8 protein-coding genes are annotated in these 14,199 nt (G+C 41.2%); 4 read left to right on the top strand and 4 right to left on the bottom strand.

Annotation, left to right across the window (positions count from 1 at the left end):
- Positions 1–186: 186 nt before the first annotated feature.
- The 3 genes from MSC25_RS00265 to MSC25_RS00255 all read right to left on the bottom strand — a co-directional run bounded on the left by MSC25_RS00265 (position 187) and on the right by MSC25_RS00255 (position 7,252).
- Positions 187–1,602 (bottom strand): FAD-dependent oxidoreductase, encoded by a 1,416-nt coding sequence (locus MSC25_RS00265; RefSeq protein ID WP_004588108.1) that lies wholly within the window; start codon positions 1,600–1,602, stop codon positions 187–189.
- A 9-nt stretch (positions 1,603–1,611) separates the two neighbouring features.
- On the bottom strand, positions 1,612–6,069 hold the full coding sequence (gene gltB / locus MSC25_RS00260) for a glutamate synthase large subunit (RefSeq protein ID WP_248441966.1): 4,458 nt from the start codon (positions 6,067–6,069) through the stop codon (positions 1,612–1,614).
- A gap of 844 nt (positions 6,070–6,913) precedes the next feature.
- The gene (locus tag MSC25_RS00255; protein WP_004588110.1) at positions 6,914–7,252 is read right to left on the bottom strand and encodes a Grx4 family monothiol glutaredoxin; all 339 of its coding nucleotides are present in this window, start codon (positions 7,250–7,252) and stop codon (positions 6,914–6,916) included.
- Between the two features lie 267 nt (positions 7,253–7,519).
- On the opposite strand from MSC25_RS00255, the gene MSC25_RS00250 reads away from it, so the two are divergent.
- From MSC25_RS00250 to MSC25_RS00235, 4 genes are all read left to right on the top strand, one after another.
- On the top strand, positions 7,520–8,101 hold the full coding sequence (locus tag MSC25_RS00250; RefSeq protein ID WP_004588111.1) for a Fe-Mn family superoxide dismutase: 582 nt from the start codon (positions 7,520–7,522) through the stop codon (positions 8,099–8,101).
- A gap of 209 nt (positions 8,102–8,310) precedes the next feature.
- A complete protein-coding gene (locus MSC25_RS00245; protein ID WP_024033371.1) occupies positions 8,311–10,233 on the top strand; it encodes a PrkA family serine protein kinase in 1,923 nt (640 codons plus the stop codon).
- Between the two features lie 26 nt (positions 10,234–10,259).
- Positions 10,260–11,543, top strand: a complete 1,284-nt coding sequence (locus MSC25_RS00240; protein WP_096041504.1) for a YeaH/YhbH family protein — start codon at positions 10,260–10,262, stop codon at positions 11,541–11,543.
- 17 nt (positions 11,544–11,560) lie between these two features.
- Positions 11,561–13,075, top strand: a complete 1,515-nt coding sequence (locus MSC25_RS00235) for a SpoVR family protein (protein WP_004588114.1) — start codon at positions 11,561–11,563, stop codon at positions 13,073–13,075.
- Between the two features lie 151 nt (positions 13,076–13,226).
- Here MSC25_RS00235 and MSC25_RS00230 read toward each other — a convergent pair whose 3' ends face one another.
- Positions 13,227–14,198: a diguanylate cyclase gene (locus MSC25_RS00230; RefSeq protein ID WP_004588115.1), complete on the bottom strand. Its 972-nt coding sequence runs from the start codon at positions 14,196–14,198 to the stop codon at positions 13,227–13,229.
- Position 14,199: the final 1 nt, after the last annotated feature.

Here is a 14,199-nt window from a genome sequence, read left to right as displayed (position 1 = left end):
AAGCTCATTTTCCGAGGATTTAAAAAAGAAGTTAGCAGCAAGTTTGTACTGAAATAGTACTTTAAGCAAGATTTACACGTTAATTATTGGTTAATGACAACTTTTTAATACTTTTTCATTTGAAAAAGCAAAAAAAAAGCAAGCCAGTTGGCTTGCCTTTATTATATTTAAAACTTAACGAGATAATTAAACCTCTAAATAATCCATAATACCTTCAGCAGCGTTACGCCCTTCAAAAATAGCCGTTACCACTAAATCAGAGCCTCGCACTATATCGCCACCTGCAAATATTTTCGGATTAGTTGTTTGATGAGTAAATTCACCTTGCTCTGGTGCGTTAATGCCGCCCCAGTGGTTAATTTCTACATCATACTTTTCTAACCAGTCCATTTTGTGTGGTTTAAAGCCAAACGCCATAATAACCTGGTCTGCCTCAAGTACGTGCTCAGAGCCTGGTACAACTTCTGCTCGGCTACGGCCGTTTTCATCAGGCTCACCCAGTTGTGTTTTAACCATTTTAACGCCTGCAACATGGCCATTATCATCAAGTACAATACCCGTTGGCTGTACATTAAAGGTAAAGTTTACACCTTCTTCTTTAGCGTTTTTAACTTCACGCTTAGAGCCAGGCATATTTTCTTCATCACGACGATAAGCACAAGTTACTTTAGCTGCATTTTGGCGAATAGACGTTCGCACACAGTCCATCGCGGTATCACCACCGCCAAGTACCACAACCTTTTGATTGGCCATATCAATGCACGCTTGGTTTTTTTCATCGTAACCCATAACGCGATTTGTGTTACCAATTAAAAATGGCAGTGCGTCGTGTACGCCTGGCGCGTCTTCGTTTTCAAGACCAGCACGCATACTCTGATACGTACCTACACCTAAAAATACCGCGTCGTAGTCAGCTAAAATTTCGTCCATAGTGATATCTACACCCACTTCAACGTTTAGCTTAAATTCCACACCCATTTCGGTGAAAATTTCACGGCGCTTTTGCATTACTTCTTTTTCAAGTTTGAAAGAAGGGATACCAAAAGTAAGTAATCCGCCAATTTCTGGGTGACGGTCAAAAACCACTGGCTTTACACCGTTACGCACTAAAATATCTGCACACCCTAAACCAGCCGGACCCGCACCAATAATAGCTACTTTTTTATCCGTCCATGTCACGTATGACATGTCTGGTTTCCAGCCCATTTTAAATGCGGTATCGGTAATGTATTTTTCAATATTACCTATCGTTACTGCGCCAAACTCTTCATCAAGCGTACATGAACCTTCACACAGTCTGTCTTGTGGACATACGCGTCCACACACTTCAGGCAAGCTATTTGTACGGTGAGAAAGCTCAGCCGCTTCTAAAATACGGCCAGTTCTAATTAGTTTTAACCACTGTGGAATGTAGTTATGCACTGGGCATTTCCATTCACAGTAAGGGTTACCACAATCTAAACAACGGTCAGCTTGTGAATTTACCTGATTCTCAGAAAAGGGTTCGTAAATTTCCACGAAAGATTTTTTACGCGACGAGATTGGTTTTTTGCGCGGATCAACACGCTGCACGTCTATAAATTGATATACATTTTCGCTCATACTGCCCCCTTATTGCGCTTGAACACGAAGTTCTGCGCTACTGCGAGCGCGGTGCCCGAGTAAACTTTTTACATCACTTGATTTTGGTTTAACTAGTTTGAACATAGGTAAGTACAGTTCAAAATTAGCTAAAATGGTTTCTGCTCGACATGAACCCGTAAGCTCTAAATGTTCGGCAATTAGGCCACGTAAATGCTCTTGGTGCGAACTTAAATCATCAAGTGTTACTACTTCTACAAGCTCTTGATTAATGCGTTTTTCAAAGTCACTTCGCTCATCTAAAATATAAGCAAAACCACCTGTCATACCCGCACCAAAGTTAACGCCTACATTACCTAGCACGCATACAACGCCGCCAGTCATGTATTCACAGCCGTTATCACCTACGCCTTCAACAACGGCTTGCACGCCAGAGTTACGCACTGCAAAACGCTCACCAGCACAGCCTGCGGCAAATAACTTACCACCCGTAGCACCGTACAAACATGTGTTACCAGCAATAGTCGCTTTATGACTTTCAAACGATGATCCCAGTGGTGGGCGTATAACAAGCTTACCACCAGCCATGCCTTTACCCACGTAGTCGTTTGCATCGCCAATAAGGGTCATTTCAAGGCCACCGGCATTCCAAACACCAAATGATTGCCCTGCTGTACCATGTAGCTCAATAGATACTGGATCTGCAGCCATACCTTGGTTGCCATGCTTAGAGGCTATGTAACCCGACAGCATTGCGCCCACTGAACGGTCTGTATTACATATGCGGCTCACGAGCGAAATACCCGATGAGGTATCAATCGCTTGTTGCGCTTTACCTAGTAACGTTTCGTTAAGTTCACCTAAATAGTGCGAGCTATTTGGTGAGCTACAAAATAAGGTTTCGCCCGTTGGGTTATTTGGCTGAGCAATTACAGACGATAAATCTATTTTCTTTTGCTTCGCTGTTTTACCTTCAATCGCTTCTAATAAGTCTAAACGGCCAATTAAGTCAGTTAGATTAGCAATACCTAAGCTTGCCATAATTTCACGTGCTTCTTGGGCTATAAACTTAAAGTAGTTCATCGCCATTTCTGGTAAGCCGTGGTAATGCTTTTGACGAAGTGTTTCATCTTGCGTTGCAACACCGGTCGCACAGTTATTTAAATGACAAATACGTAAGTATTTACAACCTAGCGCCACCATTGGGCCCGTACCAAAGCCAAAGCTCTCTGCACCTAAAATAGCGGCTTTAATGATATCTAAACCTGTTTTTAAACCACCATCTGTTTGCAGGCGAATACGGTGACGAAGACCATTTTCAACAAGCGCTTGCTGGGTTTCTGCAAGGCCAAGCTCCCACGGGCTACCCGCGTATTTAACTGACGTTAATGGGCTTGCACCGGTACCACCATCGTAACCTGAGATAGTAATTAAGTCGGCGTAGGCTTTAGCTACACCTGTGGCAATTGTGCCTACACCCGGCTCAGATACTAACTTCACCGATATCATCGCTTCTGGGTTTACTTGTTTTAAATCAAATATTAGCTGGGCTAAATCTTCAATTGAGTAAATATCGTGATGCGGTGGTGGTGAAATTAATGTTACACCGGGAACCGAATAACGAAGTTTTGCAATATACGGCGTTACTTTTTCACCTGGTAATTGCCCGCCTTCGCCAGGTTTAGCACCCTGCGCCACTTTAATTTGAATTACATCAGCATTACGAAGGTAGTGCGGCGTTACACCAAAACGACCCGAGGCAACTTGTTTAATACGGGAGTTTTTCTCGGTGTTGTAGCGCAGCTTATCTTCGCCGCCTTCACCAGAATTTGAACACCCGCCTAAGCGGTTCATTGCAATGGCAAGCGCTTCATGCGCCTCAGGCGAAAGTGCACCAATACTCATAGCTGCAGAGTCAAAGCGCTGGTATAAAAATTCAGCCGGCTCAACATCATCAATGCTAATGCCTTTTTCAGGTAATTTAAGCGCTAACATATCGCGCAGCGTTGCAATAGGACGGTTATTAACTAAATCAGCATAGGCTGCGTAGTCTTTATAATCGCCTGAACGTACGGCCTTTTGTAGCGTTTGAATAACATCTGGGTTGTAAGCGTGGTATTCACCACCGTGAACGTATTTTAATAAACCGCCATGGCTCAGTAATTTACGCTTACTAAAAGCAAGTTTATGTAGCTTTTGCTGATCAATATCAAAATCGCTAAAACAGGCGCCTTTAATACGACTTGCCACACCTTTAAAGCACATTTCTACCATAGCATCAGATAGACCAACCGCTTCAAAAAGCATTGAACAACGGTACGATGCAATTGTGCTTATGCCCATTTTAGACATAATTTTGTACAAGCCCTTATTAATGGCTTTTCGGTACGAAAGCGTCACTTCGCAGTACGATTTATCAATCACTTTACTGTCGCTCATCGCAACCAGTGACTCGTATGCAAGGTATGGGTAAATTGCGGTTGCACCAAAACCAAGTAATACGGCAAATTGGTGTGCATCGCGTACGCTACCCGTTTCAATAATAATATTAGACTCACAACGTAAGTTATTATCTACTAAACGTTTTTGTACAGCACCTACCGCCATAGCAGCAGGAATTGGTAATTGAGTTTCGCTGAAGTTACGGTCAGATAAAATAAGCATTACACAGCCGGCTGCTGCTTTTTCTTGTGCAGCGTCGCAAATACGTGCAACCGCTTTTTCTAAACCTTCCTCTGCTGTGTATGTAATATCAATTTTACAGTAGCTGTAATGCTCGTCATCGGCATTTAGTAGCTGCTGCATGTCTGCATACATTAAAATTGGCGTATCAAACTGTAGGCGCTTAGCGTGGCCTGTGGTTTCATTAAATACGTTTTGCTCACTACCAATACACGTTGCCAGTGACATTACGTGGTTTTCACGCAGCGGGTCGATTGGCGGGTTAGTCACTTGTGCAAACTTTTGGCGGAAGTAATCGTACAATGAACGATGCCCTTCGCTAAGTACTGCAAATGGCGTGTCATCACCCATAGAGCCTGTTGCTTCTTGGCCATTTTCACCCATTACGCGAATAACACTATCGAGCTCTTCGTTAGTGTAACCAAACATTTTTTGGTATTTAACAAGTGTTTCGTCATCAAAAGAGCGATTACCCGCATCTTGCTCGGTAAGCTCTTCAAACGGGGTTAAACGTTTAACGTTTTCTTCAAGCCATGACTTATAAGGATGACGCGATTTTAAATCTTGGTCGATTTCGTCTGAGTGCCAAATTTTGCCTAATTTAGTATCAATTACTAACAGCTCACCTGGCCCTACACGGCCTTTTTCGACCACTTCATCTGCAGTGTAATCCCAAATCCCTACCTCAGAGGCAAGTGTAATAAAGCCATCTTGGGTAATAACATAGCGCGCTGGACGCAGACCATTTCTGTCAAGGTTACAGGCTGCAAAACGCCCATCAGACATAACAATGCCCGCAGGGCCATCCCACGGCTCCATATGCATAGAGTTAAAGTCGTAAAATGCGCGTAAATCATCATCCATAGCACGGTTTTTCTGCCATGCAGGTGGCACAAGCATACGCATAGCACGGAATAAATCCATGCCACCCGCTAAAAACAGCTCCAGCATGTTATCTAAGCTTGAAGAGTCGGAGCCGGTTTCGTTTACAAACGGCGCTGCGCTTTGTAAATCAGGAATAAGTGGCGATGAAAACTTATACGAACGTGCACGAGCCCATTGGCGGTTACCTTCAATGGTATTAATTTCACCATTATGCGCTAAATACCTAAATGGTTGTGCTAAAGGCCAACGCGGCTGAGTATTAGTAGAAAAACGCTGATGGAATACACAAATAGCGCTGGTCATACGAATATCAGCTAAGTCTAAATAAAAGTTAGGCAAATCTGCAGGCATCATAAGGCCTTTATAGATAGTCACTAACCCCGATAAACTCGCAATATAAAACGACTCATCCTCTGCTAAACGCTTTTCTGCACGGCGACGTGCTACATATAAACGTCGCTCTAAATCTTTAGAACGCCAACCTTCAGGCGCACTAACAAAAATTTGCTCAAAACCAGGTAATTGCTGTGTCGCAATTGGCCCTAGCATTGAAGGGTCAGTAGGCACTTCACGCCAACCGAGTATTTTAAGTGTTTCTTGTTCTAATTCTTCACATAAAACCTGTTTTGCAGCTTGTGCTAAAACGGGATCTGAATTTAAGAAAACCATGCCTACGGCGTAATTTTTACCTAAGTGCCAATTATGCTCACTCGCAATAGCACGGAAAAAACTGTCAGGTTTTTGTAGTAATAAACCACAGCCGTCACCTGTTTTACCATCGGCAGAAATACCACCGCGGTGCTGCATGCGATCAAGTCCAGTAATAGCTGTACGAATAAGCCGATGACTAGCTTGACCATTTACTTGGGCTATTAAGCCAAAGCCACAATTATCTTTTTCTAATGTTGAGTCGTATAACATAGACCCCTCCCTTGCTGCACTGTTAACGTGAATGAACTGCTCGACGATTTGCTAACAGACGCACAAAACTAGCCTCTATAGTAAATAGAGTCAATATTATTTTGAATACATATTCACATTCTTGAATATTTCTCACTTCAAGGCAAGATTTCTTTTTCACCCATAAGTTTTAACATTTAGCGCTTATTTGCGCGTTATTTTTTCATGACACTGGTGTCAATTTTAACATTTTGTAAAAACAAAGGCGTTAAAGCAATACCCTTTACGTAAACGTAAAGCACAAAAGCAATGAATAAATATTCACTAACTTCCCGCAGGTTCAGTTAACATTTAGATAGTTTAATGCGTTTTAAATAAATTAGAGGCTTAGGATCACGCTTTTTTAGCGTTCATTAGTATAGTTATTAATTGTTGTGTCGTTTTTAGTGCAGATGTAGTGAATTTTTATTTATTACCAATTCGCTTGATTGAGCGAACTATTTTGAGGCTGGAAAAACGTGTTGATAGCTGGGCAAAAAACTCGCTATTTAGTTGTTCTAAAATAATTTTTTAGCGCAAATAGCGACACATTTAGCCCCTTAAATTGATTAAGTCTTATTGCGCATTGATATAAAACTCATATTTTAATTAAAATTCGCGCTGATATAAGTAGCTTTGTTGCTTACTTATCCTTACTAGATGCACCTAAACTAGAATCGAGAGCTGAGTTTGCTAACTATTGAGCACAGATTAATGGTTTTAATCACCCACTGATGGGCTGTTCAAGAGATTAAGACGTAATAAAGTTATATAGGCACAAAAAAGCCACGTAAAACGTGGCCTTAATAATCTAGCAAAGTAGCAATTACTCTGCGTCAGCTTCTTTATACTTAGCTGCAGTTTCAGTGATCAGTGGCTGTAATTCACCACGTTGAAACATTTCAATGATAATGTCACAACCACCTACTAATTCGCCCTCAACCCAAAGCTGTGGGAAAGTAGGCCAATTTGCGTATGCTGGTAACTCAGCGCGAATATCTGGATTAAGTAAAATATCAACATAGGCAAATGGTTCGCCACATGACATTAGAGCTTGTGACGCTTGTGAAGAAAAACCACAATTTGGTAATTTAGGCGACCCTTTCATGTAAAGGATAATTGGGTTTTCTGAAATCTGCTGTTTAATTTTATCAATGGTTTCCATCTACAACCTCAAAATGACGATAGCTTGATATACCTAGGGCTTGAAAATAAATCATTGTGGCCACAGATATATAACTTAAAATGGGCAAATAAAGCCGCAATTGAAATAGTCTTTAGCAATAGCATTGCTGTTTGCTTAAACTTGAGTAAAATACTCAACAATTATAGTAACACTATATTTTCGTTTGGTATAGGTAAGTGGTCTGTTCTATCAGGCATTACGTACTATCAAGCGAGTTATCAACCAAAAGAAGATGGAGATAAAAAAATGGCATTTGAACTACCGTCACTACCATATGCAATTGATGCACTTGAGCCTCATATTTCACAAGAAACTCTTGAGTATCACCACGGTAAGCACCACAACACTTACGTTGTTAAATTAAACGGTTTAATTCCAGGTACTGAATTTGAAAACAAATCTTTAGAAGAGATTGTTTGTTCATCTGAAGGTGGCGTATTTAACAACGCTGCACAAATTTGGAACCACACTTTCTACTGGAACTGTCTATCTCCAAATGGCGGCGGCGAGCCAACAGGTGCTATCGCTGACGCTATTAACGCTAAATGGGGCTCTTTTGACGCGTTTAAAGATGCATTAAACGACAAAGCGGTTAATAACTTTGGTTCTAGCTGGACATGGTTAGTTAAACTAGCTGACGGTTCATTAGATATCGTAAACACGTCTAACGCAGCAACGCCGCTTACAGACGAAGGTGTTACACCAATCCTAACTGTGGATTTATGGGAACACGCTTACTACATTGATTACCGTAACGTTCGTCCTGATTACCTTAAAGGTTTTTGGGCGCTTGTTAACTGGGAATTCGCGAACGCTAACTTCGCTTAATTAGCTATTATACGCTGATTTAAAAAGACGCCTCGGCGTCTTTTTTTATGCCTTTATAAAATTCAAACCGCCTTTATACGCGCGAAATTGCTAATTTAGCCACATGATCTTTTTTCACTTAAATTTTTAATTTTATTGCACAAAAATATCAATCTCTGACTAAACTTTAAAAAGTAAGCACCTTTTTAAAGCGGGTTTCGGAGGTTATTATGACTATTTTTGAGCACTACCAAGCACGATACGAAGCAGCACAAGAAGAAGAATACAGCATTAGCGAATTTCTAGAAATTTGTAAAAATGACAAATCAGCTTATGCCAGCGCCCCTGAGCGTTTACTTATGGCAATAGGCGAGCCGCAAATGGTTGATACTGCAACCGATGCACGTTTAAGCCGGTTATTTTCTAATAGAGTGGTTGCACGCTACCCTGCCTTTGCAGACTTTTACGGCATGGAAGATGCCATAGAACAAATTGTCTCCTATCTAAAGCATGCGGCTCAAGGCCTAGAAGAATGCAAACAAGTCCTTTATTTACTCGGCCCTGTTGGGGGAGGTAAATCTTCAATTGCAGAAAAACTAAAATATTTAATGCAACAAGTGCCTATCTATTCAATTAAAGGCTCTCCGGTAAACGATCACCCTCTCAGTCTGTTTGACCCAGTAGAAGATGCCAGCGTTCTCGAAAAAGAATACGGTATTAAACCACGTTATTTAAAAACGATTATGTCGCCATGGGCTGGTAAACGATTAAAAGAATTTAACGGCGATATTAGCCAATTTAGAGTCGTCAAACGCTACCCCTCTATTTTAAATCAAATAGGTATAGCCAAAACCGAACCCGGTGATGAAAATAATCAAGATATTTCTGCATTGGTGGGCAAAGTAGATATTCGCCAGCTTGAGCACTTTGCTCAAAACGACCCCGATGCCTACGCTTACTCAGGCTCTTTATGTTTAGCAAACCAAGGTTTAATGGAGTTTGTAGAAATGTTTAAAGCCCCTATCAAGGTGCTGCATCCACTCCTTACCGCAACGCAAGAGGGTAACTACAACGGTACCGAAGGTATTAGCGCTCTGCCCTTTAACGGCATGATTTTAGCCCACTCAAATGAGTCAGAATGGCAAACATTCAAAAATAATAAAAACAATGAAGCGTTTTTAGATCGTGTTTATATTGTAAAGGTCCCTTATTGCCTGCGCGTGACCGAAGAAATAAAAATTTACGACAAACTTATTCAACATAGTGAACTTGCCAGCGCACCGTGTGCACCAGGTACGCTTAAAGCGTTAGCGCAATTTACTACCTTATCTCGATTAAAGGAGCCTGAAAACTCTAGTATTTACTCAAAAATGCGGGTCTATGATGGTGAAACCCTAAAAGATACCGACCCTAAAGCAAAGTCTTACCAGGAGTATCGTGATTACGCAGGGGTAGATGAAGGCATGACCGGCCTTTCCACTCGTTTTGCTTTTAAAATTTTGTCGCGCGTATTTAATTTTGATACCACCGAGGTTGCAGCTAATCCGGTGCATTTATTTTATGTTTTGGAGCAACAAATAGAGCGTGAACAATTTAGCGCCGAAGTAGAAGAGCGCTATTTAAGTTTTTTAAAAGGCTATTTAATTCCGCAATATGTTGAGTTTATTGGTAAAGAGTTACAAACCGCGTATTTAGAGTCATACTCTGAATATGGCCAAAATATTTTTGACCGCTATGTGATTTATGCTGATTTTTGGATACAAGATCAAGAATACAGAGACCCAGATACAGGACAGTTATTTGACCGCGCCTCGTTAAATGCAGAACTTGAAAAAATAGAAAAACCCGCCGGCATTTCTAATCCCAAAGATTTTAGGAACGAAATAGTTAACTTTGTATTACGTGCACGCGCTCACAATAATGGTAAAAACCCGTTATGGACAAGCTACGAAAAACTACGCACAGTGATTGAGAAAAAAATGTTCTCAAATACCGAAGATCTACTCCCTGTTATTTCCTTTAATACAAAAACCTCCGCTGAGGATCAACAAAAACACGAGGACTTTGTTAACCGCATGGTTGAAAAAGGCTACACGCAAAAACAAGTGCGTTTACTTTCTGAGTGGTATTTACGGGTTAGAAAATCGCAGTAACCTTCATGTAGTTTAGGGGGAACAGTATGGCGCATTTTATAGATAGACGCTTAAATGGTAAAAACAAAAGCACGCTTAATCGTCAGCGCTTTATTAGGCGCTATAAAAAGCAAATAAAAGAAGCAGTGTCTGATGCGGTTAATAAACGCAGCGTTACCGACTCAAGTTCAGGGGAGAGTATATCTATCCCGCAACGAGATATTAGCGAGCCCATTTTTCACCAAGGCAAAGGGGGCGACAGAGAACAAATTCACCCTGGCAACGATCAATTTTCAACAGGTGACAAAATTGAGCGCCCTAAAGGCGGCCAAGGTGGTGGCGCAGGCGATGGCGATGCAAGTGATTCAGGCGAAGGCCAAGATGACTTTGTGTTTTCTATTTCTAAAGATGAATACCTTGATTTACTCTTTGAAGACCTAGAGCTGCCCAACTTACAAGAAAACCAGCTAGATAAGCTTGTACAAATGAAAACTCATCGGGCTGGTTTTTGTAGCGATGGTATGCCCAGTAATATTGATATAGTACGCTCATTACAGGGCTCACTCGCCAGAAGAGTCGCCATGAGTGCGGGTAAAAAAAGACGCCTAGCAGAGCTTGAAGGTCAACTTGCGATGGAGCGTGAGCAAGCCGACAGCGACCAAGCCATCATTGCGTTATTACAAGAGGAAATTGAGCAACTTAAACAGCAAATAAAAGCCGTACCATTTATTGATAATTACGACTTACGTTTTCGTAATTATGAAAAACGCCCCCACCCCACCAGCAAAGCCGTTATGTTTTGTATTATGGATGTATCAGGCTCAATGGATCAGGCCACAAAAGACATGGCAAAGCGTTTTTATATTTTGCTGTATCAATTTTTGACCCGAAGTTATAAAGACATTGAGGTGGTGTATATACGCCACCACACACAAGCTAAAGAGGTCGACGAGCAAGAGTTTTTTTATTCTCAAGAAACTGGCGGCACTATTGTCTCCAGTGCCCTTAAATTAATGAACGAAATAATAAAAGAGCGCTATGATTCAGAGCAATGGAATATATACGCAGCGCAAGCATCTGATGGCGATAACTGGGCAGACGACACCCCACACTGCGGTGAAATATTACGCAATAAGCTACTTAATGCGGTACGCTACTTTGCCTATATAGAAATTACCACGCGTGCGCACCAAAGCTTATGGCGCGAATATCAAAACATCACCCAAACCCATAGCAACTTTGCAATACAACATATTCAAAGTGTTGAAGACATTTACCCTATGTTTAGGGAGCTATTTAAAAAAAATCGTCAACAACAAGGGGCTGCTTAGCCTAAGCGAGGTTTACTATGAGCACTGAACGAATTAGCGATGGCCCAGATTGGACCTTTGAGCTGCTTGAGCAATACCAAACTGAAATAGCCCGTGTTGCAGCGCATTACCGGTTAGACACTTACCCTAACCAAATTGAGGTAATAACAGCTGAGCAAATGATGGATGCTTATTCAAGCGTTGGCATGCCTATAGGCTACAGCCATTGGTCATATGGTAAAAAATTTATACAAACCGAACAAAATTATAAGCGTGGGCAAATGGGGCTGGCTTACGAAATTGTGATTAATTCAAACCCCTGTATTGCTTATTTAATGGAAGAAAACACACTCCCTATGCAGGCACTGGTTATGGCGCATGCCTGTTATGGCCATAACTCATTTTTTAAAGGAAACTACTTATTTAAAACATGGACTGACGCCGACTCCATCATAGATTACTTAGTGTTTGCTAAAAATTACATTAGCCGCTGCGAAGAAAAATACGGTATTACACAAGTAGAAAGCTTAATTGATTCGTGTCACGCATTGATGAATTACGGCGTAGATAGATATAAACGCCCGCAGCAAATTTCCCTTTTTGAAGAGCAAAAACGCCAAAAAGAGCGTGAAGACTACATGCAATCTCAAGTAAACGAGCTATGGCGCACTATCCCCGCTCAACAGCAAGAAGCTAAAAAGCAAGAGAGGCATTTTCCGCAAGAGCCGCAAGAAAACATTTTATACTTTATTGAGAAAAACGCGCCTTTATTAGAGTCTTGGCAGCGAGAAATAATACGTATTGTACGAAAGATATCGCAATATTTTTATCCGCAAAAACAAACCCAAGTGATGAACGAAGGCTGGGCCACCTTTTGGCACTACACCATTTTAAACCACTTATATGATGAAGGTAAATTAACCGACTCCTTTATGATGGAGTTTTTGCAAAGCCATACCAACGTGGTTTATCAGCCACCTTATAACAGCAATTACTATTCAGGTATAAACCCGTATGCATTGGGTTTTAATATGATGGTGGATATTCGCCGTATTTGCGAAAACCCAACAGATGAGGATAGACGCTGGTTTCCTGAATATGCAGGCACTAATTGGCTAGACACACTACATTTTGCGATGGAAAACTTTAAAGATGAAAGTTTCATAAGCCAATTTTTATCACCTAAGTTAATTCGTGATTTTAAGCTATTTACTATTGTCGATCACAGCCGTAATCCACATCTAGAGGTAGGCGCAATACATGATGATAGCGGTTATCAGGCTGTACGCGAAGCGCTTTCAGCGCAATATAATTTGAGTAATCACGAACCTAACATTCAAGTATATAATGTTGATGTTAGAGGCGATCGTTCTTTAACGTTGCGTTATGTTCCTCACAATAACATCCCCCTTGCTGACTCGCATAAAGAAGTGCTAAAACACCTTTACAGGTTATGGGGATTCAAGGTTCAATTAGAGCAAGAGACCAGTACAGGCGATGTGTCTACTCTTGGCCAATGCCCAGCAGATGATACTCGCCATACTACAGAGTAAATAAAACGGCTGATAAAAACGGCACTTTAACCAAGCCCTTGTTAAGGATTTACTGCCAAAGCTTGCAGCGCAATTAGGTGCATCCTTGGTTACTTTAATTTAGCAGTAATATTACCGCTGCCTTAATTTTAGCAGCGCATAAAAAAGACGCTTATGCGTCATTTTTTATATCCTCAAAATCGGTTACTCTGTTACGGCCATGCTCTTTTGAGTGATACAGGGCTTTGTCAGCGGCTTCAATCCACCGCTCATGTTTTGCAAAGTCAGGGCTATTTCCTGCAAAACCAACACTCACAGTCATCTCTATTTTTGTGTTTTTATAAACAAAAGGGTTGGCTTCTATTAACGCTCTTATGCGCTCGGCAAAAGTTGCTGCGCCTTGCTTGTCGGTATCGAGTAAAGTAACAACAAACTCCTCCCCACCATAACGCCCTGCTATATCGGTTTCGCGAAGCGTCGTTCGTAGCAGTTCTGAAAGGTGGCGTAGCGCTTCATCGCCACAACTATGGCCATGCTCATCATTAATTTTTTTAAAATGATCGATATCAAACATCAATAATGTGCTGCTGCCACCGCTGCGCTTAACACGTAAAAACTCTTGGTGCAGTGTGCTTTCCCAATGCCCACGGTTAAACAGTTGCGTTAAGCTGTCGGTTTGGCTTACTTGCTCTAAACGCTTATTTAAATCTTCTAATTCTTTTTTATTGACCGCCACATCGGTAACATCATAAATAATGATACAAATATGACTGACCTCACCCAGAGTGTTGGTAAGTGGAATAAAGGTCGCATTTTGGTACATGTAATCTGCTTTACCGGTAATGGGGCGGTAGTTTTTAAAACGAAAGATGTAAGGTTGCTGCTCCCAGATAGTAAAAGAGCGGTTTTTAAGTACAAATACAGACTCTGACTTGCTTCTAAACCATTTCTCATCAATCGAAGGAAATAAATCAAATAGGTCTTTGTCTTTTACAGCACTTGGTAATAGCCCAGAATGGTTTTCCATAAAGCCATTCCACACACACACTTTATAATTTCTATCCAGTACAACCAGGCCCACATCAACCGTGTTAAACATATCCATTAACCAATGGATCTCATTCATTTCTAAATCAGCGGCCATA

The organism is Pseudoalteromonas sp. 1CM17D (assembly GCF_023161805.1).
Taxonomy (GTDB): domain Bacteria; phylum Pseudomonadota; class Gammaproteobacteria; order Enterobacterales; family Alteromonadaceae; genus Pseudoalteromonas; species Pseudoalteromonas atlantica.
Note: the sequence above shows the minus strand (reverse complement) of the source record. Positions and strands in the feature narration are given on the sequence as shown.